We start from the raw sequence: 24,127 nt of genomic DNA, 5'->3' as shown, positions 1-24,127 counted from the left end.
CGGCAGCCGTCTCGTACCGGAGTTCCGTCGTCCAGTCGAGCACCGTGCACGGTTTCGACCCGTGCGACCGACGGCAGTGGACGAACGCGCAACGAGCCGCACCGAACGCATCGACGCCCGACACGATCTGTGGATCCCATCAAAGATCACCAGTGCAATCATGTGACAGGCAATCGCATCGGAAGAGCGACAGCTGTCGCATGAACGACTGGTCGCCGTCACCGGCATAGGTAGCTTTCGAGCCGCGGGGCGACCGGTCGGTCGGACAGCACCATCCCCGCACCATCGCCGCGGCCGCTCCACCGGTGCCGCCGACCACGTCGACCAACCGTCACAGCAGGTTCGGATGCGAGGTCCCGAGCCACTGCTGGGACCGGACCGCCGCGTCGGTGGCCGCCCAGCCGCTGCTGGCACCAGGAAGGAGGCGGACGCGATGACCGACGTCATGAGGTCCCGGCAGGTGACTCCGGTCGTGCCGCGCTGGCGCGACCCGGCCGGCGATCCGGTCGCGGCCACCCACGAGCAACGCCAGATGTGGTCGCTGAGCCGCCTCGACCCCGATCCGGCCAGCTATCTCGTGCCGCTGGCGTACCGGCTCCGCGGGCCGCTGGACGTGGCGGCGTTGGCCGCGGCGCTCGACGCGCTGGTGGCCCGGCACGCCGCGCTGCGTACCACCCTGGCGCCCGACGACACGCCGGCGGGGCCGACGGAGGTCCACGACGCGACGCCGCCCCTGGTCCAGGTCGTCCAGGAGCCGCAGCCGGGGCTGTTGCGGGTGTACGACCTGAGTGGGCTGCCCGCGTGGCAACGCGACCAGGAGATACCGGCCCGGATGCACGCGGAGACGCGCATCCCGCTCGATCTGCGACGCGGACCGGTGCTGCGCGCGAGCCTGCTGCGCTGCGCGGCGGACGAGCACGTCCTCCTGCTGACGTTTCACCACGTCGCCATCGACGAGTGGTCACTCGGCATCCTGCACGACGAGTGGGAACGGCTCTACGCCGCGCATCGCGCCGGACGAGCGGCGGCCCTCGACCCGGTCACCGTCGACCTACGCGATCACGCCGCGTGGCAGCACGACTGGCTGAACGGGGCTCAGGCAGCCGCGCAACGCGACCATTGGCACACGCAGCTCGCCGACGCGCCCGCCACCCTGGAGCTGCCCACCCGGGACCCCCGGCCCGAGGTGCCGTCCGGCGCGGGGGCCACCCTGTCGTTCCCGCTGGACGTGCCCGCCGACGGGCTGCTGGCACTGTGCCGCCGCGTCGGTGCCTCCCCGTACATGGTCATGCTGGCGGCGCTGCACGTCCTGCTGGCCCGCTGGACGGGGCAGGACGACGTCGTGATCGGCACACCGGTGGCGAATCGGCGACGGGCCGAGGCGCAGAAGCTCGTCGGGCTGCTGCTCAACACCGTCGCCGTCCGGGCCCGACTGGACGACGACCCGTCGTTCGAGACGCTGCTGCGACGGGTCCGCAGCGCAGCCCTGGAGGCTCTGGACAACCGCGAGCTTCCCTTCGCGACGCTGCTGGAGTCGCTGCGCCCGGCCCGCCGACCCGGCTTCACCCCGCTGTTCCAGGTGATGTTCGTGTACGGCCGCGAGGCCGCACCGCCCACCCTCGACGGCCTCGAGGTCACTCCCATCGAGGTGCCCGCCAGCACCGCCAAGTTCGACCTCACCGTCTCGGTCCGGGAGAACGCCGACGGCGTACGGACCGTGGTGGAGTACCGCACCGATCTGTTCGACGCCGACACGATGACGCGTCTCGCCGGCCATTTCCAGACGCTGCTGCGCTCGCTGCTGGCCGATCCGGACGCACCGGTCGGCTCGGCAGCGATGCTCACCCCCGACGAGTACCACCAGCTCGTCGTGGAGGCGAACGACACGGCCACGCCCACCGGACCCGATGATCTGGTCCACGTGCTGATCGAACGGCAGGCACGCCGCGACCCCGACGCGGTGGCGGTGACCGACGGGGACCGCGCGCTGAGCTACGACGAGCTGCACACGGCGGCCGAGGCGTTGGCGGAGACACTGCGCGGGCGGGGCGTCGGCGTCGGCAGCCTGGTGGGCGTGCTGCTGCCCCGCGCTGTCCCGTTCGTGGTGGCGGTGCTCGCCGCGCTGCGAGCCGGCGCGGCCTACGTACCCATGGATCCGGCGAACCCACCCGCCCGGCTGCGGTATCTGATCGACGACACGGCCACGCCGGTCGTGCTCACCTGCGCGGAGCTGGCGCACCTGGTGCCCGACGGCGTGGCGCTGCTGGTTCCCGACCTGGACACGCCGGTTGCGCGCAGCGGAGCGGGTCGGGAGGCCGCCGGCCCGCGGCGGCGACCGCGGCGGCGACCGATGCCCACGGCGGACGACCTCGCGTACGTGATCCACACCTCCGGGTCCACCGGCCGTCCCAAGGGTGTCATGGTCACCCATCGGGGCGTCGGCAACTACGTTCGTTGGGCCGCCCAGGCCTACCGGCTGCGCCCCGGGGACACCGTCCCGCTGCACTCGTCGGTCGGGTTCGACCTGACCGTCACGAGCCTGCTGGTGCCGCTCGCCAGCGGGGCCACCGTGCTGATGATCGGGGATCACCTCGGCCCGGAGGCGCTCGGCGAGGCACTGCGCCGCCAGCGGCCGGCGTTCGGCCTGGTCAAGATCACGCCGGCCCAGCTCGACCTCGTCACCCACCAGCTCGGCCCCGCCGAGATGGCCGACCGCACCCGGTGCTTCGTGATCGGCGGCGAGAACCTGCGCGCCGACCAGGTGGCGGCCTGGCGGGCGTACGCCCCGGACACCGCGCTGGTCAACGAGTACGGGCCGACGGAGACCGTGGTTGGCTGCGCCGCGTACGAGGTCGACGCGGACACGCCGTCCGACGGGTCCGTCCCGATCGGACGGCCGATCGCCAACACCGAGCTGTACGTGCTGGACGCCTGGCGCAACCCCGTCCCGGTGGGCGTGATCGGCGAGCTGTACGTCGGCGGGGCCGGCGTGGCGCGCGGCTACCTGCACCAGCCCACCGTCACGGCGGCGCGGTTCGTCCCGCACCCCTTCTCGTCCGTCGCCGGCGCGCGGTTGTACCGCACCGGCGACCTGGTACGCCTGCGCCCGGACGGCAACCTCGAATACCTGGGGCGCACCGACAACCAGGTCAAGCTGCGCGGTTACCGGATCGAGTGCGGCGAGATCGAGGCCGCCGTCCGACGGTGCCGCCCGGGCAGCGACGTCACGGTGCAGCTGCGCCGCGACGACCCCGACGACCCGCGACTGGTCGCATACGTGGCCGGCGGGACCGACGCGGCGGGCCTGCGCGCGGCGCTCACCGCCGAGCTGCCGCCCTACCTGGTGCCGGCCGCGTTCGTCTTCCTCGACGCGCTGCCGCTGACCCGCAACGGCAAGGTGGACGTCGCCGCGCTGCCCGCCCCCGGTCCGGACGCGCCACGGCAGCGCGTGGCCGCTGAACCGGAGCGACCGGCGACCAAACGACCGCCGACCGCACCCGCCGGACCCGGAGCGGCGCAGTGGGACGCCGCCCGGATCGGCCTGGAACGGCTGGTCGTGGACGTCTGGCGCGACGTGCTCGGCGTCGGGCACGTCGGGACGCGGGACAACTTCTTCGACCTCGGCGGGCACTCGATGCGCCTGCTGGCCGTCCTGAAACGGCTCCAGGAACGGCTCGGGGACGTCGTCACGGTCACCGACCTGTTCCGCAACCCCACCGTCGAGTCCCTGGCGACGTTCCTCACCGCCACCACCACCGGCACGGCCGCTCCGGCCGCCCCCGCCACGCTGGCCCACCCCGCTCGGGCACGAACCGGCACGACCGACCAGCCAAGCGGCCTGATCGCCGTCGTCGGCATGGCCTGTCGCTTCCCCGGCGCGCGGAGCATCGACGAGTACTGGCACAACATCCGCGCCGGGGTGGAGTCGGTACGGGAGTTCACCGTCGAGGAGATGCTGGCCGACGGGGCGGACCCGACCCGGCTCGACGACCCCGCATACGTGCGCTCCGGCACCTGGCTGCCCGGGATCGACGAGTTCGACGCGGCCTTCTTCGGCATCACACCCCGGGAGGCGCAGACCCTCGACCCGCAGCACCGGATGCTGCTGGAGTGCGCGTGGCACGCGCTGGAACACGCGGGCTACGACCCGTCCGGCCACGCCGGCCGGATCGGCCTGTTCGCCGGATCGGGTCGCAGCACGTACCTGCTCGACCACCTGAGCGGCCACCCGGAGCTGATGCACACCATCGGCGAGCACCAGTTGTCCATCAGCAACGACAAGGACTTCCTGCTCAGCCGGGTCGCCTACAAACTCGACCTGACCGGCCCCGCCGTCACCGTGGCCACGGCCTGTTCGACCTCGCTGGTGGCCGTGCACCTCGGCCGGCAGAGCCTGCTGACCGGCGAGTCGGACCTGGTCCTGGCCGGCGGGGTCAGCGTCTTCCCGGCGCAGCGGCGCGGTTACCTGTATCACGACGGCGGCGTGTACTCCCCGGACGGACACTGCCGCCCGTTCAGCGCCGACGCGCGCGGCAGCATCGCCTCCAGCGGGGTCGGCATCGTCGCGCTCAAGCGGCTGGAGGACGCGGTCGCGGACAACGACACCGTCTACGCCGTGATCCGTGGTTCCGCGATCAACAACGACGGCGCCCGCCGCACCGGCTACACCGCGCCGGGTGTCGACGGCCAGGTCGCGGTGATCAGCAGTGCCCTCGCGTCGGCGGGTGTGGACCCCCGCTCGGTGAGCTATGTCGAGGCGCACGGCACGGGCACCAGCCTCGGCGACCCCATCGAGGTGACCGCCCTGACCGAGGCGTTTCGGCGGGGCACGGACGAGCAGGGCTTCTGCGCCCTCGGCTCGGCAAAGGCCAACATCGGGCACACCGACGCCGCGGCCGGTGTGGCCGGCCTACTCAAGACGGTCATGGCGCTGTACAGCCGTACGCTGCCGCCGACCATCAACGTGAGCCGACCCAACCCGGCGATCGACTTCGCGAGCAGCCCGTTCTACCTCAACGACACCGCCCGGCCGTGGCCCGGTGACGGCCCGCGCCGGGCGGGGGTCAGCTCATTCGGCATGGGCGGCACGAACGCCCACGTCGTGCTGGAGGAGCCGCCGGCGACGGCCGCCGTGGCACCGGCCACGCCGGCCACCGGGCCGCACCTGTTGACCGTGTCGGCACGTACCGTCGAATCGCTGGAGCGGCAGACGCGCCAGCTCCGCGACTGGCTCGCCGCGCACCCGGAGGCGGACCTCGCCGACGTGGCGGCCAACCTGGCCCGGCGCCAGCCGATGACCCACCGGCGTTTCCTCGTCCCGGCGGACCGCGCCGACGCGCTGGTCGCCCTCGACGCGCCGCAGCGGCAGTTCACCGGCGCCCATCCCGGCGGCCGGCGTGCGCTGGTGTTCGCCTTCCCGGGGCACGGCGCCCAACACGTGGCGATGGGCGCCGGCCTGTACCGCACCGAGCCGACCTACCGGTCGGTGGTCGACGAGTGCGCCGACCTGCTCCGCGACGACCTGGGCCTCGACCTGCGGACGCTGCTGTGCCCGGCGCCCGACGGTCACCCGGAGGCGGAGCGGCTGCTCGCACGGCCGCGGCTGATCCAGCCCGCGCTGTTCGTCACCGAGTACGCCCTCGCCCGGTCGCTGCTCGCCCGCGGGATCACCCCGGACCTGATGGTGGGCCACAGCCTCGGCGAGTACGTCGCGGCGTGCCTCGCCGGCGTCTTCTCCCTGCCCGACGCGCTACGGCTGGTGAGCGCCCGCGGTGCGGCGGTCGAGCGGACCCCCGCCGGGGCGATGCTCGCGGTGAGCCTGCCCGAGGCCGCGGTGGCCGGGCTGCTGACGGAGGGCCTGGCGCTGGCCGCCGTCAACGGACCCGAGCTGTGTGTGCTGTCCGGCGCGCCGGAGGCGATCGAGGAGCTACGCCGGAGGTTGAGCGCCGACGGGGTCGACTGCCGGCCGCTGCGGGTCACCCGCGGCTACCACTCCCCCCTGCTCGATCCGGTGCTCGACGAGTTCGCCGACCACGCGCGCCGGGTGACCTACCACGAGCCGGACCGCCCGTACCTGACCAACCTGACCGGCGGCCCGGTCACCCCCGGGCAGGTCACCGACCCCGCCTACTGGGTGCGGCACATGCGGGAGCCGGTCCGGTTCGCCGAGTCGGCGGCGCTGCTCGCCGAGCAGGACGTCGTCCTCGCGGAGCTGGGCCCCGGGCACACCCTCGGTGGCCTGGCCCGGTTGGCCGGACTGCGACCCGGGCAGGTGGTGGCGACGATGCGGCATCCGCGCAGCGACGCCGACGACCTCACCACGATGCTCGACGCGGTCGGCCGACTGTGGCTGTCCGGTGCGCAGGTCGACTGGCGAGCGTTCCACGGTGGCCCACGCACCCGCCTGGCGCTGCCCGGCTACCCCTTCGAGCGGCACCGCTACTGGGTGGATCCGGTCGCGCGGACCGGCCCGGCCCAGCCCGTGCCCGCCCCGCCGTCCCCGGACGACCCGCCGGCGCCCCCGCCCGTCGACGCCGGCAACCGGCCGGCGCTCAGCACGGCGTACGTCGCCCCGAGCACGCCCGGGCAGGAGTGCGTGGCCGAGCTGTGGACCGAGCTGCTCGGCATCCGGCCGATCGGGGCGCTCGACAACTTCTTCGAGCTGGGCGGGCACTCGCTGCTGGCCACCCAGTTCGTCGTACGGCTGCGGGCCCGGCTCGGCGTCGCGCTGCCGCTGGAGACGGTGTTCGCGACACCGACCGTCGCCGGGATCGCGGCCGCGCTGCCGGAGACCGGCGCCGGACCCGCCATCGCCGCCCCGCAGCCCGCCGCCCCGCAGCCCACGCCGAGCATCCCCCGCGCCGACCCCGATGCCGGACCGGCGCCGCTCTCCTCCGGGCAGCACCGGCTGTGGTTCCTCGACCAGGCGTACGAGCAGAACGCCTACACCGTCGGCACGGCCCTGCTGCTCGACGGCACCCTCCACGTCGACGCGCTGCGCACGGCCCTCGCGGAGCTGACCCGGCGACACGAGTCGCTGCGGACCGTCTTCCCGATCGGAGGCGACGGCGACCCCGTGCAGCAGGTGCTGCCACCCGGCCCGGTCGATCTGCCGATCGTGTCCGCGCCGACGGATGCGCACGCCATCTCGGCGGCCCCTCGCAGCATCGTGGAGTCGACGGTCGCCGACGCGGTGCCGCCGTGGGCGCACGCCGCCCTGGCCGCCGACGTCGGACGCCCGTTCGACCTGGCCCACGGGCCACTGTTCCGGGCCCTGTTGCTGCGCATCGCCGACGACCGGCACGTGCTGTCGCTGACCATGCACCACACCGTCTCCGACGGCTGGTCGCTCGGCATCATCGCCGGCGAGGTGGCCACCCTCTACGGCGCCGCCCTGGACGGGCGTCCCGCCCCGCTGCCCGAACTGGCCGTCCAGTACGGCGACTACGCGCGCTGGCAGCAGAGCCGGCTGGCGGACGCCGACAGCGACGACCTGCGGTACTGGCACGCGCAACTCGACGGGGTGGCGAGCGTCCTGGAGGTGCCCACCGACCGACCGCGACCTCCCGTGCAGACCTTCCACGGCGCGGTGCACGCCCGGGTGCTGCCCCCGGCGACCGCCGACGACCTGCGCCACTTCAGCCAGGCCCGGGGCGCCACCCTGGCCATGACGGTGCTGGCCGCGTGGAAGGCGCTGTTGTGGCGCTACACCGGCCAGCGGGACATCTGCGTCGGCACGCCGGTCGCCGGGCGGGTCCGCGCCGAACTCGAACCGATGGTCGGCTTCTTCGTCAACATGCTGCCGCTGCGCACCTCGATCGACGGTGAGTGGACCTTCGAGGATCTGCTCCGGCAGGTACGACGCACCGCGCTGGGCGCGTACGACCACCAGGAGGTGCCGTTCGAGCGGCTGGTGGACCTCGTCGACGCGCCCCGCGACCTCAGCCGGAACCCGCTGTTCCAGGTGATGTTCAACCTGCTGAACCTGCCCGAGCAGCGGGACCTGGGGACGGCCGGGCTGCGGATGGTCCCGTTCGCCGTCGAGCCGGGCATCGCGCAGCAGGACCTCGCCCTGTACGCGTACGAGGTGGCCGAGGGGCTGCGGTTCCGGTTGGAGTACAACACCGACCTGTTCGACGCGGCGACCGCCGAGCGGATGATGGGGCACCTGGAGACGCTGCTCGCCGCCGCCGTCGCCGACCCCGGCGTCACACTGGCGGACCTGGGCATCCTCACCCCCACCGAACGGGCCCGCGTCAGCGGGTGGAACGACACCGCCACCCCGCTCGGCTGGGCCACGACCGGCCCCAACGGGCGGACACCGACGCTTGTCGAGCTGATCGCACACCAGGTCGCCACGAATCCCGACCGGCCCGCCGTGACATTCGGGGCGACCACCCTGACCTACGCCCAGCTCAACACCCTGGCGAACCGGCTCGCGCACCGGCTCCGCCGGGCCGGCGTCGGCCCCGACGGCACGGTCGCCGTCTGCCTGCACCGCTGCGAGGACCTGCCGGTCACGCTGCTCGGTGTGCTCAAGGCCGGCGGCGCGTACGTGCCGGTGGACCCGGACTATCCGATCGAGCGGCAGCGGTACGTGCTGACCCACAGTGGGGCGTCGGTCCTGGTCACCGAGCCGGGCCTCGTCGACCGCTTCGCCGGGTACGCCGGCGAGGTGCTGCTCACCGGCGCGCCGCCGGACGCCGGGCCGGAGACCGACCCCGAGCCGCTGGCCGGGCCGGACCACCTCGCGTACGTGATCTACACGTCCGGGTCGACGGGCCACCCCAAGGGGGTCCGGGTGACGCACGGCGCGGTCGTCAACACCCTGGCCGCCATGCGCGACCGGCCGGGTCTGACCAGCGACGGCACGATGCTCGCGATGGCCAGCTTCGCCTTCGACATGTCCGTACCGGAACTGTTCCTGCCCCTTGTGGTCGGCGCCCGGATGCTGCTGGTGGGACGCGACGTCGGCTACGACGCGCCGCGGCTGGCGGCACTGCTCGCCGAGGAGGGGGTCACCCTGGCCCAGGGCACCCCGGCGACCTGGCGGCTGCTGATCGAATCCGGCTGGACCGGACTGCCCGGCCTGACCGCCGTGTGCGGCGGCGACGCGGTGTCCGCGCCGCTGGCCCGGCAGCTGGCCGGACGGGTCGGGGCGCTGTGGAACCTCTACGGCCCCACCGAGGCCGCCGTCTGGACCACGATGGACCGTCTCGAGCCCGGGTTCACCCACCTGTCGATCGGCCGCCCGATCGGCAACATGCGCGCCTACGTGCTCGACCCGCAGATGGCCCCCGCCCCGGTGGGCGTTCTGGGTGAGCTGTACCTCGGCGGCCCGGGACTGGCGCGCGACTACCTCGGCGATCCGGATCTCACCGCGCAGCGGTTCGTGTCGGACCCGTTCGGCGACGGCAGGTTGTACCGCACCGGCGACCTCGGTCGATGGCTGGCCGACGGCCGCATCGAGTTCGTCGGCCGCAGCGACTCGCAGGTGAAGGTCCGCGGCTTCCGCATCGAACTCGGCGAGATCGAGGCGGTGCTGCGCCGCCACCCGACCGTCCGGGACGCCGCGGTCGTCGTACGCGAGGACGACGGCGAGAAGAGCATCGCCGCCTACCTGACGCTGACCACCGGGGCGAGCGCCGACGGGCCGGCGGCAGGGGACCCCGTACCCGACTTCGACGTCGACCCCGCGCCCTGGCGGGCGTTCGCCCGCACCTACCTGCCCGACTACATGATCCCGTCCGCGTTCGTGGTGCTCGACCGGATGCCGCTCAGCGCCAACCGCAAGGTCGACCGGGCCGCCCTGCCGGCGCCGGTCCGCGGCGGGACCAGAGTCGGCGCGACGCCGCCGGACACCCCGCTGCGCACGGCCCTCGCTCAGCGGTGGGCGCGGGTGCTCGGGTACGACAGCGTCGGCATCGACGACGACTTCTTCGACCTCGGCGGCGACTCCTTCACGGCGATCAAGGCGTTGGCCGGCAACGATCCGGCGATCAGCGTCCTCGACCTGTTCCGCCACCCGACGATCCGGGCGTTGACCGACCACCTGGACGCGACCGGAGGGTCGGCGGGTCGGCTGCTGCACGAGCTGACTCCGGAGCGACCGGCGACGCCGACGCGGCTGACGCTGGTGTGCGTACCGTTTGGCGGTGGAAGCGCGATCACCTTCCAGCCCCTCGCCGACGCCCTCCCGGCGGGCGTGCGGCTGTACGCCCTGGAGCGGCCCGGTCATGACCTGAACCGCCCGGACGAGCCCCTGCTCGGCATGGACGAACTGGTGGACCGCTGCGTGACCGAGGTCGTCGACCAGATCGTCGGCCCGGTCGCGGTGTACGGGCACTGCGTGGGCGGCGCGGAGGCGGTCGAGCTGGGCCGCCGGCTGGAGGCGGCCGGTGTCGAGCTGACCGGCGTGGTCATCGGCGCCCACTTCCCCGCCCCGCGGCTGCCCGGGCGGCTGTTCGGCTGGCTGCGCCGATGGTTCCCGATGGAGCGCTGGTGGTCCAAGCGGCGGACCCTGGAGGCGCTGCGCGCGATGGGCTTCTTCACCGAGGTCTTCGACGAGCACGAGAAGGACTTCGTGATGCGGGTGGTGCTGGCCGACGCCGCGAAGGCCGAGGACTACTACACCGCCGTCTACGCGGAGGGTCCGCCGCGGAAGTTGTCCGCACCGATCGTCAGCGTCGTCGGCAGCGGTGACCGCGCCACCGAGTTGTACGAGGAGCGGTACCTGGAGTGGGAGTTCTTCTCCGACCGGGTGTCGCTGGAGGTCATCGACGGCGCCGGGCACTACTTCGCCAAACACCAGCCCGCCGACGTGGCACGCATCCTCCTGGCGACCTGCGATCCGTCGGTCGACGACGCACCACCGCAGGCCACCACCGCGGCGGCGGTCGCCGCGCCGACGACGGATCGCACCCCACCCATCGCGCGTCGTGCGATGCCCAGCCTGACGGTCTTCTACCTGATCGCGATGGGTCAGCTCGTCTCGCTCATCGGCAGCGGACTGACCGGTTTCGGCATGGGCCTGTGGGTCTACCAGCAGACCGGATCGGTCTCGCTGTTCGCCACGGCCACCGTCCTGGCGCTGCTGCCCGCCGTCGTGCTGTCCCCCGTCGCGGGCGCGTTGGCCGACCGGTGGGACCGACGCCTGATCATGATCGTCGCGGACTGCCTGGCCGCCACCGGCACGGTGAGCCTCGCCCTGCTGCTGTGGCTCGGCCAGCTTCAGCTCTGGCACGTGTTCACCGCCATCACCGTCACCGCCGTGGCGACCGCCTTCCAGCTGCCCGCCTACCTGGCGGCCGTCACACAACTGGTGCCGAAGCGGTACTACGGGCGCGCCAACGGCATCGTCTCCCTCGGCACCGCGACGAGCACGGTGCTGGCGCCGCTGCTCGGCGGTGCGCTGGTGATCGCGGTGGGGCTGCGCGGGATCGTCGTCATCGACCTGCTCACCTTCGCCGTGGCGGTGGCCGTGACCCTGTCGGTCCGGTTCCCGGACACCCTGTTCGTCCGGCAGGAGGAGTCGTTCCGGCGGGCGGTCCTGGGCGGCTGGCGGTTCATCGTCCGCCGGCACGGACTGGTGGCCCTGGTCGTGCTGACCGCGTCGCTGAACTACTTCTTCGCCATGGTCGAGGTGCTGGTCACCCCGCTGACCCTGTCGTTCGGCGACCCGGCGGTGCTGGGCCGTGTGCTCGCCGCCAGCGGCATCGGCATGCTCGTCGGCTCGGCCCTCATGGGAGTGTGGGGCGGCACCGCCCGCCGGACGACCGGCATCCTGGCCAGCATCGTGCTCCTCGGCGCGTCGCTGCTCACGGTCGGCCTGCGCCCGAACCCGCTGTTCCCGGCGCTCGGCCTGTTCGGCATGGGCCTGGCCACGGCCCTGGTGAACACGCACTGGCTGGCCATCGTGCAGGCCAAGGTCGGGCTGGATCTGCAGGGACGGGTGCTGTCCATGGGTCAGATGCTGTCCTGGCTGATGGTGCCGGCCGGGTTCCTCTCCGCCGGTCCGCTCGCCGAGCACGTCTTCGCCCCGTTGGTGTCGCCCGACGGTGCGCTGGCCGCCGTCGTCGGCACCGGACCGGGCCGCGGCATGGCCCTCGCGGCGATCGTCGCCGGGCTCTGCTCCCTCGCTCTCGCCGCCGTCGGCATCGCCTACCGACCGATCCGCGACGTCGAGGCCGAACTGCCCGACAACGATCCCGGCACGGTCATCGTCGCCGACAAGGACCGTCTCCAGGCCGAGGCCGACCGCCGGCTCGCCGCGCACCGAGGCCGCGCGGACGCCCCTGCCCGCTCCGGTGGTCGTCGATGAGCGCCCCCGCCCGACCTGCCGGCCCGACCCGGCGAGCCGGCGGCCGCCGGGCCACCGGTGTACCGGCCGACGTGGACTGTCTGCACCGGATGGTGGCCGCGCAGGCCGCCCGGACCCCGGAGGCGGAGGCGGTACGGCACACCGACCGCTCGTGGTCGTACCGCCAGCTCGACGAGGCGGCGAACCGGCTGGCCCGGCTGCTGCTCGCCCGGGGCGTGACCCGGGAGGATCGCGTCGGCGTCTGCCTGCCGCGAACGCCCGACCTGGTGGTCGCCCTGCTGGCCGTGCTCAGGGCCGGTGCCGCTTACGTGCCGCTGGACCCCGCGTACCCCCCGGCCCGGGTGGCCTTCATGACCGCCGACTCGGGGGCTCGGCTGGTGCTGACCCACGCGGACCTCGCCGACCGGTTCCCCGACCTGGCCGTCCCGATCGACCGGCTCGACCTCCCCGGGGACGGCACCGACCCGGCGGTGCCGTCGACGCCGACGGATCTGGCGTACGTCATCTACACCTCCGGCTCCACCGGCCGGCCGAAGGGCGTGGCCATCGAACACCGCTCGGCGTCGGTGCTCATGCACTGGACCCGGCAGACCTTCGACGACGCCGAACTGGGCGGCCTGCTCGCCGCCACGTCGGTCTGCTTCGACCTGTCCATCTTCGAGATCTTCGGCCCGCTCTGTTGGGGCGGCCGGGTACTGCTGGTCGACGACGTGCTGGCCCTCGCCGCCCCCGGGGCGGATCGACTGCCGGTCACCCTGGTCAACACCGTGCCCTCGGCGATGGGGGAACTCCTCACCGCCGACGCCCTACCGCCGACCGTGCGAACGGTCTGCCTGGCCGGCGAGCCGCTGACCGCCGCGCTGGCCGCCCGGGTGTGGGCGCGTCCACACGTACGCCGGCTCTGCAACCTCTACGGCCCGTCCGAGGACACCACCTACTCCACCTGGGCGGAGGTGCCGCCGGACAGCGGTGACCCGCCGATCGGCCGGCCGCTGCCGCAGACCCGGGCCTACGTTCTCGACCCGGACGGCCGGCCGGTCCCGCCGGGTGATCCGGGCGAGCTGCACCTGGCCGGGGCGGGCCTGGCCCGGGGCTATCTCGACCGGCCGGCGGAGACCCGGGCCCGGTTCCTGCCCGACCCCTTCCGCACCGGCGAGCGGATGTACCGCACCGGCGACCGGGTCCGGCTACGCCCGGACGGGCAGTTGGCCTACCTGGGGCGGCTCGACGACCAGGTGAAGCTGCGGGGCTACCGGATCGAGCTGGGTGAGGTCGCCGCCCGTCTCGCCGCCCTGCCCGGCGTACGCGAGGCGAGCGCCGCCGTGCGGGAGGGACCGAGCGGGGATCCGCTGCTGGTCGGCTACCTGGTCGGCGAGCGGCACGACGACGTCCCGGCCCGGCTGGCCGGGGTGCTGCCCGCACCGCTGGTCCCCGCGACCGTGGTCTGGCTGGACCGGCTGCCCACCCTGCCCAACGGCAAGGTGGACCGCGCGGCGCTGCCCTCCCCCGCCCTCGGCGCCGACGCCGGGACCGCCGCCAACGCGCTCGACGGGACGGCCGGCACGGTGGCGGCCGTCTGGCGCGAGCTGCTCGGCGTACCGGTCACCACTCCCGACAGTGATTTCCTGACCCTCGGCGGGGATTCCCTGCTCGCCGTCCGCTGCGCCACCCGGCTGGCCGCCGCGACCGGGCGCCCGGTCCGGCCGGGCGACCTGTTCGCGCACCCGACCGTCGCCGCGTTGGCGGCCCACCTCGACGAGCTGGCCGCCGACGTGTCGCCGAACGGGCTCACCGTCACACCGACACCGGCCGGCCCGGCAGCGCCCGACTCGGCACCGCTGTCGGCGGCGCAGACCCGGCTGTGGTTTTTGCACCGGCTCGACCCGGCGGACACCTCGTACCTGCTGGCCGTCGCCGTACGGTTCGGCGCGCCGCTGGATCCCGACCGGCTGGTCCGGGCGCTGCGACGGGTGGTCGACCGGCATCCGGCCCTGCGCACGGTGTTCCCCTCCGGACCGGACGGACCGGTGCAACGCGTCCGCCCGACCGCCGGACCGCCGCCGATCGTCGCGCCGCCCGAACCGGGCACGCCCCTCGACGAGCGGCTCGCCCGGCTCACCGTCGAGGCCACCCGGGCCCCGATGGACCTGGCCACCGGACCGTTGCTCCGCGCCCACCTGGTGCTCGACGACGACGGGCGGGCGGTCGCGTTGCTGCTGGTCGTGCACCACATCATCTGCGACGACTGGTCGTTCGGGCTGATCGTGCGCGAGCTGGCCCGGGCGTACGACACCGAGGGAGACGCCCAGGCCGTGCCGGAGGCCCCCGTGGCCGGGCCGGCGGTGTTCGCCCTGGCCCAGCGGGACTGGCTTTCCGGGCCGGCGGGGCGGCGGGCGCTGGCCGACGTCCTCGACGAGCTGCACGGCGCACCCGACCTGCTCGACCTGCCAGCCGCTCCACCGGACCGGCTCGACCGAGCCGCGGCCACGACCGGACCGGACCTGCCGCCGACCGCCGGGCTGCCGAATCCGCCAGCCAGGTCCGCGCCAGCGGGGAGGTCCGCGCCGCCGTCGAGGATCACCGCGCGGTCCGGCGCCGCGCTGAAGGCCACTGTGGACACCGCCACCGTCGACGCCGTACGCGAGCTGGCCCGGACCGCGCGGGTCAGCCTGCACATGGTCGGGCTGGCCGCGTTCGCGGCCCTGCTCGGCGCGGCCACCGGCCGCGACGACCTGCTGATCGGCGTGGCCTTCGCCGGCCGGACCAGCGTCGCCGCCGAAGAGAGCGTCGGCTGTCACGTCAACACCGTGCCGCTGCGGCTGCGCCCGGCACCCGGGCGGCGTTTCGCCGACCTGCTCGACGAGGCCCGCCGGGTCACCCTGTTCGCCGCCGCCCACCAGGACGTCCCCTTCGACCTGCTGGTGGAACGGCTACGGCCCAGCCGCCGGCCGCACCGCACCCCGTTGGTGCAGGTCGCCTTCGGCGTGCAGAACGCCCCACCGGCCCGGCACCGCGGCGTGGCCGGCATCGAGTTCACCGGCGTGGAGCTGACCCCGGACACCGCCCGACTCGACCTGACCCTCTGGCTCGACGAGCGGCGGGACGGGCTGGAGGCGCTGTGGACGTACCGCACCGACCTGTTCGACCACGACGGGGTGGTCGCGTGGCACCGCCGGTTCACGGCGCTGCTGCGCACCGCCGCCGCCGACCCCCGGCGCAGTCTGGCCGACTGCGTCGACACCCTGGGAGCGAGAGATGACTGAGCAGACCCGGGTCGCGCGGAGCATTCCCCGTCGCGGCCGTGAACGGAACCTGGTGGACGTACGCCCCGACTGGCCCGGCGGTCCGCTGCCGGCGCTGGTCCGGGCCAACGTGCCCGACGTGGATCTGGCCGGCTGGCTGGCCGGGCACCGCGACGAGGTCGACGAGTTGGCCCGGCGGCACGGGGCCGTGCTGTTCCGGGGATTCGCGGTGGCCGGCGCCGACGACTTCCGCGTCGTGATGGCCGCCCTCTCCGACGAGGTGCTCTCCTACGGCGAGCGCTCCTCACCGCGCAGCCAGGTCACCGAGGGGGTGTACACCTCCACCGAGCACCCCGCGGACCAGCCGATCGTGCTGCACAACGAGCAGTCGTACACGGTGAACTGGCCCCTGCGGATCGTGTTCCACTGCGAGGTGGCGCCGGCCGCCGGCGGGCGCACCCCGCTCGCGGACAGCCGCCGGGTGCTCGCCCGGCTCCGCCCGGAGACCGTCGCCGGCTTCGAGCGGCGCGGGGTGCTCTACCGGCGCAACTACCTGCCCGGCATCAGCCTGACCTGGCAGACCGCGTTTCAGACCGAGCGGCGCGCGGACGTCGAGGCGTACTGCGCCCGCGCGCTGGTCGACGTCGAGTGGATCGGTGACCGGCAGCTGCGGACCCGGCAGGTTCGCCCGGCGGTACGCCGTCACCCGGTCACCGGGGAGCCCACCTGGTTCAACCACGCGCTGTTCTTCCACGTCACCTCCCTGCCCGACGACGTCAGCGCCGGCCTGCGGGCCGCCGTCGACGAGGAGGACCTGCCCTACCAGACCGCGTACGGCGACGGCACGCCCATCGACGACGAGGTGCTGGCCGAGCTGCGGGCCGCGTACGCCGCCGAGACCCGGTCCTTCGACTGGCAGCGCGGCGATGTGCTGCTGGTGGAGAACATGCTCGCCGCGCACGCCCGGGAGCCGTTCACACCGCCCCGGCGGATCCTCACCGCGATGTCCGACCCGGTCGCCGCTCCCGAGCTGACCGGGGCGGCCGGTTCCGGCTCGGCGCCGAACGGGGACCGGCCGTGAGCGGGCCGGCGCCGCGCCGACGCGGTACGGGCACGGTCAGCTCGCCGGTGTCCCGGCGGGTGCTCGTGGATGACGAGTTCGTGCTGCTCGTCGAGGCCGCCGTGCCCGATCTCGACCTGGCCGGTTGGCTCGCCGGCCGGCGCGAGGAGCTGCTGGCGGACCTGGACCGCTACGGGGCGGTGTACTTCCGCGGCTTCGAGGTACGCACCCCCGACGACTTCAGCCAGTCCGCCCGGACGGTCAGCCCGGACCTGCTCGGCTACCTGGAACGAGCCGCGCCCCGGCACGAGGTGGCCGACCGGGTGTTCACCTCCACCGAGTTCAACGCCGAGCAGTGGATCCCGCTGCACCACGAGATGTCCTACTCGCACAACTGGCCCAGCTACCTCTACTTCTGGTGCGCGCAGCCGGCCACCGGCAGCGGCGGGGCCACCCCGCTGGCCAGCGAGCGGGTCATCACCCCGCTCATCCCCGCCGACGTGCGGGAACGGTTCCTCCGCTCCGGCGTCTGCTACGTGCGCAACTACGGCCCGCACCTGGACCTGCCGTGGCAGGAGGCGTTCCAGACCACCGACCGGGCGGAGGTCGAGGCGTACTGCGCCGCGTCGGCGACCGAGTTCACCTGGCTGGGCTCCGACGGGCTGCGGACCCGGGCTCGGCGGCAGGCGGTCGCCACGCATCCGCGTACCGGTGAGACGGTGTGGTTCAACCACGCCCACCTGTTCCACGTGTCGAACATGCCGACCGAGGTGTCCGGCGCGCTGCTGCGCGAGTACGGCCCGGAGGGGCTGCCCCGCAACGCGTACTTCGGCGACGGTGAGCCGATCCCCGACGAGGTGGTCAGCGGGCTGCGCGCCCGGTATCGGGAACACGCGGTGTCGGTTTCCTGGCAGCGCGGCGACGTGCTGGTGGTGGACAACTTCCTGGCGACCCACGGTCGCGAACCCTTCAGCGGCGACCGGCAGATCCTGGTCGCGATGTCCGACCTCTACGTCAACCGGAGCGTCCTGTGAACGGCTACCGCCTGTCCCCCGTCCAGCGGCTCGCCTGGTCCGGCAAGCAGGATCTGATCCGGGCGCGGGTGCGGCTCGACCGTCCGCTGGACCGGGCGCGGTTGCAGGCCGCCCTGGACACGGTGGTGGCCCGGCACGAGGCGCTGCGGCTGACCCTGGTGCACCACCCCGGTCTGCGGGTGCCCATGCAGGATGTCGACGACAGTCGCGCCGTCACCCTCGGCGCGCAGGGTGAGGTGTCGGTAACCCTCACCGACGACGTTCTGGAGCTGACCGCCACACCGCTGATCGCCGACCCGGCCAGCCTGCGCCTGGTCCTCGCCGACCTTGCCCGGGCGTACGCCGGCGAGGCGCTGCCGGAGGATCCGGAGGCGCTGCAGTTCCTCGACGTCGCCGAGTGGCAGGTCGAGGAGCGCGAGCAGGCCCCCGCCGCCGCACCGGCCGCGTCGGCCGCACGGCTGGTCACCCCGCACGGCGACGACCCGACCGCCGTGGTGTCCGCGACGGTCTCCGCCGCCGAGCTGACCGACGTGGCCCGGGCCGCCGACGTCGAGCCGGGCACGGTGCTGCTGGCCGCGTGGGCGCTCGCGGTGTCCCGCCGGGCCGAGGCGCCGGAGGACGCCGACGAGGTGGATCTGGTGCTGGGCCGGTGGAACGACGGCCGCCACGCCGCCGGCACGGCCGAGGTGGTGGGCCCGCTGGGCGGCTACGGTCCGCTGCGGTTGGCCCTGCCGCTGCCCACCGCACCCGCCGAACTGCTGGCCCTCGTGCGCGCCGCCGAGACCGCCGCCGACGACACGTTCCACCTGGTCGACCCGGTCGACGAGCACTCCGGGGCGGTCGCCGGCTTCGCGGCGCCGCCCGTCGCCGACCCGGCCGCGGTGGCCGCACTCGGTGGCGTCGCCGTCGAGGTCACCGTCCCTCCGGCGGCCGTCGGCCCGCAGGTGACCGCGTCGACCGACGGCGAGCGGATCACCCTGCACGTGGTCGGCGGCCAGTGGCTGCTCGACGCCCTGCTGGCGGTCCTGCGGACCCTGCCCGCCGCGCTCACCACCGGCGTCGCGCCGGCTGTGCTCGGTGACGCCGAGGCCCGCTGGCTGGCCGACGCGGCCGGAACGCCGTCGCAGGCGTCGGCGCGTACCCTCGTGGACCTGCTCGACGCGGGCCTCGCCGGCATGGACCAGCAGGCCGCGGCGGTCGTCGCCGCGGACGGCGTGTACACGGCCGGTGAGCTGCGGGAGCGGGCCGCGCGGGTGGCCGGGGCACTGGCCGCGCGCGGCCTCGCCGGCGCCCCGGTCGGGGTGCTGGCCGCCCGGTCCCGGGACACCGTCGTGGCGTTCCTCGGCGTGCTGCGCGCCGGGGCGGTCTACGTTCCACTGGACCCGGACGCGCCGCTCCAGCGGCTCCTCGCCCAGGCTGACGTGGTCGGCGCGCAGGACGTCGTGGGCGATGGCACCGCGGCGACCGTCACGGTCGACGACCTCGTCGCGGCCGGCGACCGCCCGCCCGCCACCGTGCCCGCCCCGGCCGACCCGGCGTACGTCATCTTCACCTCCGGCTCGACCGGCACCCCCCGCGCGGTGCAGGTGTCGCACGGTGCCGCCGCGCACCTGGCCGACGCCCTGGAACACGCCGTGTACGCGGACAGCCGCCCCGGCCTGCGGGTGGCGGTGAACGCCCCGCTCACCTTCGACGCCTCGGTGAAGCAGCTCGTGCAGCTCGGCCACGGCCGCAGCCTCTACCTGGTGCCGGAACAGGCCCGCCGGGACGGGGCGGCGCTGGCCGCGACGCTGGCCGACCACGACGTCGACGTGCTCGACCTGACCCCCTCCCAGCTGCGCATCCTGCTCGCCGGGGCGGGCGACACCCGGCTGCCCGGCCTGCTGCTGCTCGGCGGGGAGGCGCTCGCACCCGACCTGTGGGAGGCCCTCGCCGCGCTGCCCGACGTCCGGGCGGTCAACCTGTACGGGCCGACGGAGTGCACGGTGGACACCAGCGCCGCGCAGGTGCGTACCGGGGACGGCCCGACCATCGGCCGGCCATTGCCCGGCGTCGCGGTCTGGGTGCTCGACGAGCAGTCGCGGCCGGTGCCTCCCGGCGTGGCCGGAGAGCTGTGCGTCAGCGGTGCGCAGCTCGCCGACGGGTACCGGGGCGATCCGGAGGCCACCGCGCGGCGGTTCGTGTCGGTGCCGCTGCCGTCCGGCCGCACCGAGCGGGTGTACCGCACCGGCGACCGGGTCCGCTTCGACGCCGAGCGGCGGCTGCGGTACCTGGGCCGGCTCGACGACCAGGTGAAGATCCACGGATTCCGGGTGGAACCCGGTGAGGTCGCGGCCGTCCTGCGCGGGCACCCGGAGGTGGCCGACGCCGCGGTGGTGGCCCGCGACGACGACGGGCACGGCGACCGGCTCGTCGCCTATGTCCGGCCGGGTGACCGGCCGGCCGCCGTCGACGTCGACCGGATCGCGGGGGTCAACCCACACGAAACCCGCTACCTGTACGACGAGATCTTCGTCCAGCAGGTCTACCTGCGCGACGGCATCGTGCTGCGGCCCGGGGCCACCGTGCTCGACGTGGGCGCGAACATCGGCATGTTCTCGCTGTTCGTGCACACCGTCTGCCCGGACGCCACGATCCACGCGTTCGAGCCGGTGCCCTCGGTGGCCGAGGTGCTGCGCCGCAACGTCGCCGAGTTCGGCGTACCGGCCACCGTGCACGCCGTCGGGCTGTCCCGCACGTCCGGCGAGGTGTCCTTCACCTACTACCCGGGCTACTCGATGATGTCCGGCCACGCCGCGTACGCCGACCCCGACGCCGAGGTCGCGGTGATCAAACGGTTCCTCGCCAACGAGCGTGACGCCGGTGCCCAGACCCGCGACGTGCTGCTCGGCCGGGTCGACGAACTGCTCGCGGAACGCTTCGCCGGCCGGGACCTCAGCGTGCCGGTGCGACCGCTGTCGGCCGTCCTCGACGAGTTGGCCCCGGAGCGGATCGACCTGCTGAAAATCGACGTGCAGCGCGCCGAGGCCGACGTGCTCGCCGGGCTGGAGGATCGGCACTGGCCGCTGATCGCGCAGGTCGCCATGGAGGTGCACGACGCAACCGGCACCGACACCGAGGGCCGGCTGGCCGAGCTGGTCGCCGGCTTCGAGGCGCGCGGCTTCGAGGTGGTGACCCGGCAGGACGACCTGCTCGCCGGCACCGACCGGCACACCCTGCACGCCGTGCGGCCCGAGTACGCCGCCGATCCGCGCCCGGCCGTGGTCGTCCCGACCGGCACCACGGCGGGACCTCTCGACGAGCGGCTCACCGGCTGGTTGGCCGACCGGCTCCCGGCCCACCTGGTGCCGGCCGCGGTGGTGCTCCTCGACGAGCTGCCGCTGACCCGCAACGGCAAACTCGACCGGGCGGCGTTGCCCGCGCCCCGCCTCGACCGGCCCCGGGACGGCACCGCCGTGGCACCCGCAGACCGGGCCGAGGAGATCCTGGTCGAGGCGTGGCGTGAGGTCCTCGGGGTGGCGACCGTCGGCGTGACGGACACCTTCTTCGCGCTCGGCGGCGACTCCATCCGCAGCATCCAGATGCAGGTCGCGGCGAACAGGCGGGGACTGTCGTTCCGGCTCAGCGACATCTTCACGTACCAGACGATCCGCGAGCTGGTGACCCACGGCGAGATCACCCTCACCGGTACGGACACCGGCCCGGCCGTCGCCGCGGCGGAGCCGGCCGGACGCTTCGACCTGGTCGCCGACGCCGACCGGGACCGGCTGCCCGCCGGGCTCGCCGACGCGTACCCGATGACGACCCTGCAGCAGGGCATGGTCTACCACTGTGAGCTGACCGGCGACCCGGCCATGTATCACAACGTGACCGCGCACCGGATCGCCGCGCCGCTGGACGCGCCCGCGCTGCGGCGCGCGCTGGCCGGTCTGGTGGCCACCCACCCAGTGCTCCGGACCGGGTTCGCGCTGGGCGCGTACTCCGAGCCGCTACAGCTCGTGCACGCCGACGTGCCGGTCGACGTGCCGGTGACGGATCTGACCGGTGTCGACCCGCGGACCCGCCGGGCACGGATCGACGACCTCGTCGCGGCGGAACGGGTCCGGCCCTTCGACGTGACCCGTCCGCCGCTGCTGCGGCTGCACGCCGTGCGGGAGGACGCCGACACGTTCACCCTGATCATCGCCGAGTTCCACGCGATCCTCGATGGCTGGAGTCTGCACCTGTTCCGTACCGACCTGCTCGCCGCGTACGACCGGGAGCGCGCCGGCACGGCCCATCCGGCCCACCCCGGCCTGCCGTTCCGGGAATACGTGGCCGCCGAGCGACGCGCCCGAGCCGATGAGGCAAGCCGCCGGTTCTGGCTGGAGGGCCCCGGCGCGGTGCCGCCGCTGCTGCTCGGTGGGGCGGCCCCGCGCACCACCACCACCCAGCAGGTGCCGCTGAGAGCGGGCACCACCGACCGGGTCACCGAGGTGGCCCGGGCCGCCGGCGTGCCGGTCAAGTCCTGGCTGCTCGCCGTCCACCTGCGCACGCTCGGCGAACTCGCCGGCCGCGACGACGTGGTCAGCGGGCTGGTGGTCGGCGGCCGACCGGAGGGCGAAGGCAGCGACGCCACCCTCGGGCTGTTCCTCAACACCCTGCCGGTCGGCGTGCGGCTGGGCACCCGCTCGCTGGCCGAGCTGGCGGCCGAGGTGTGGCGGGTCGAACGAGACATGATGGGGCACCACCGATTCCCGCTCGCCGAGATCGTCCGAGCCGGCGGGGCCGGGCCAGGGTTCGACCACTTCTTCAACTGGACCCACTTCCCGAACGGACCCGCCGGCGGCGAGACCCGCATCGTGGACAGTCGCGGCGTCACCGTGGACGTGGCGTTCAGCCTCGCCGTCGACGCCGAACTGGACCCGGACACTGGCCGCCTGGCCCTCACCGTCCAGTACGACCACCGCACCATCGGCGGGGACCGGGTGGACGCCCTCGCCGACGGCTTCCGCCGGTTGCTGGCGGCCGACCCGGACGCGCCGCTGCCCGCCCAGGCGGCCGGCGGCGACGCGCGGGCGCGGTGGGCGGCCCAGGTGGCGGCGGCCTGGCAGGAGGTCCTCGGCGTCGCGCCCGGTCACCCGGCGACCGGGTGGTCGGCTGCCGGTGGGGACTCGCTGCGTGCCCTACGACTGGTCACCATGCTGCGCCAGCGCCACGGCAGCGACCTCACGCTGCCCGAGTTCGTGACATTGGACAGCTACGGCAAACTGGTGGACCGGGTGGCCCGTTCGTGACCGGCTTCGGCACGGTCGCCGTGCACGGCGACGACGGACTGATCCCCGGTGGAGCCGTGGCGCCGCCGATCGCGCAGAGCGTGACCTTCAGCGCCGAGTCCGACGAGCAGTTCACCGCGATCGCCACCGAGACGCGGGGCAGTGCCTTCTACACGCGCTACGGCAACCCGAACCACGCCCAGGTGGCCGCCGTCGTCGCCGAGCTGGAAGGCGCGCAGACGGGTCTGGTCACCGCGTCCGGGATGGGCGCGATCAGCACCCTCGCGCTGGCCCTGCTCTCCGCCGGCGACCACGTGGTGGTGCAGCGCAGCACGTACGGCGGGACCACCTCGCTCGCCACCGGACTGCTGCCCCGGTTCGGGGTGTCGTACACCCAGGTCGACCAGACCGACACCGCGGCGTTCGAACGGGCGATGCGACCGCGGACCCGCCTCGTCCTGCTGGAGACGCCGAGCAATCCGCTGCTGGAGCTGACCGACCTGACGGCCGTGGCGGAGCTGGCCCACGCGGCCGACGCGCTGGTGGTGGTCGACAACACCTTCGCCACGCCGATCAACCAGCGTCCGATGGCCCTCGGCGCGGACCTGGTCTGGCACAGCGGCACCAAGTTCCTCGGCGGCCACTCCGACGTGTCGGCCGGGGTGATCGTCGGCTCCGCCGAGCTGGTCGAGCGGGTGTGGCAGACGGCCATCGTCACCGGCAGCACCCTCGGACCGGTGGACGCGTGGCTGCTGCTGCGCGGCATCCGTACGCTGCCGCTGCGGGTGCAGCGGCACAACGACAACGCGCTGGCCCTGGCCCGCGCCCTGGAAGACCATCCGGCGGTGGCCCGGGTCCGTTACCCGGGGCTGCCGTCGCACCCGCAGCACGCGCTGGCGGGTCGGCAGATGACCGGCTTCGGCGGGGTGCTCAGCATCGACCTGAGGGCGGGCCGGGCCGGTGCCGCCGCGCTGCTGGCCGGGTTGCGGTTGGCCAAGCGGGCGGCCAGCCTGGGCAGCGTCAGCACGCTGGTGGTGCATCCCCGGTCGATGTGGGCCGGCATCGTGGACGCCGAGCAGTTGGCCGCGGCCGGCATCGGCGACGGGCTGGTCCGGGTGTCCACCGGCATCGAGGACACCGCCGATCTGGTGGACGACTTCCTCGCGGCGGCGGACAGGGCGACCGGCGACTGATCCCCTGGGTCGCTCGACGAGACA

6 protein-coding genes are annotated in these 24,127 nt (G+C 74.2%); all 6 read left to right on the top strand.

All coding sequences use genetic code 11. The features are described from left to right. Positions 1–433 precede the first annotated feature (433 nt). The 6 genes from AB0H52_RS19355 to AB0H52_RS19330 are packed head-to-tail and all read left to right on the top strand — an operon-like array spanning position 434 to position 24,103. The gene (locus AB0H52_RS19355; RefSeq protein ID WP_357949012.1) at positions 434–12,319 is read left to right on the top strand and encodes an amino acid adenylation domain-containing protein; all 11,886 of its coding nucleotides are present in this window, start codon (positions 434–436) and stop codon (positions 12,317–12,319) included. Next, complete coding sequence (locus AB0H52_RS19350; protein WP_151491523.1) at positions 12,316–15,582, top strand: non-ribosomal peptide synthetase; 3,267 nt, start codon at positions 12,316–12,318, stop codon at positions 15,580–15,582. Before AB0H52_RS19355 ends, AB0H52_RS19350 begins: the two co-directional genes overlap by 4 nt. After that, a complete protein-coding gene (locus AB0H52_RS19345) occupies positions 15,575–16,642 on the top strand; it encodes a TauD/TfdA family dioxygenase (protein ID WP_357949009.1) in 1,068 nt (355 codons plus the stop codon). Before AB0H52_RS19350 ends, AB0H52_RS19345 begins: the two co-directional genes overlap by 8 nt. Next, on the top strand, positions 16,639–17,655 hold the full coding sequence (locus tag AB0H52_RS19340) for a TauD/TfdA family dioxygenase (RefSeq protein ID WP_151491525.1): 1,017 nt from the start codon (positions 16,639–16,641) through the stop codon (positions 17,653–17,655). The genes AB0H52_RS19345 and AB0H52_RS19340 overlap by 4 nt, the downstream gene beginning before the upstream one ends. Then, a complete protein-coding gene (locus tag AB0H52_RS19335; RefSeq protein ID WP_357949006.1) occupies positions 17,652–22,931 on the top strand; it encodes an amino acid adenylation domain-containing protein in 5,280 nt (1,759 codons plus the stop codon). Before AB0H52_RS19340 ends, AB0H52_RS19335 begins: the two co-directional genes overlap by 4 nt. Next, a complete protein-coding gene (locus tag AB0H52_RS19330; protein WP_151491527.1) occupies positions 22,928–24,103 on the top strand; it encodes an aminotransferase class I/II-fold pyridoxal phosphate-dependent enzyme in 1,176 nt (391 codons plus the stop codon). Before AB0H52_RS19335 ends, AB0H52_RS19330 begins: the two co-directional genes overlap by 4 nt. Positions 24,104–24,127 lie beyond the last annotated feature (24 nt).

It is taken from the genome of Micromonospora sp. NPDC050695 (genome assembly GCF_040654415.1).
GTDB lineage: Bacteria > Actinomycetota > Actinomycetes > Mycobacteriales > Micromonosporaceae > Micromonospora.
Note: the sequence above shows the minus strand (reverse complement) of the source record. Positions and strands in the feature narration are given on the sequence as shown.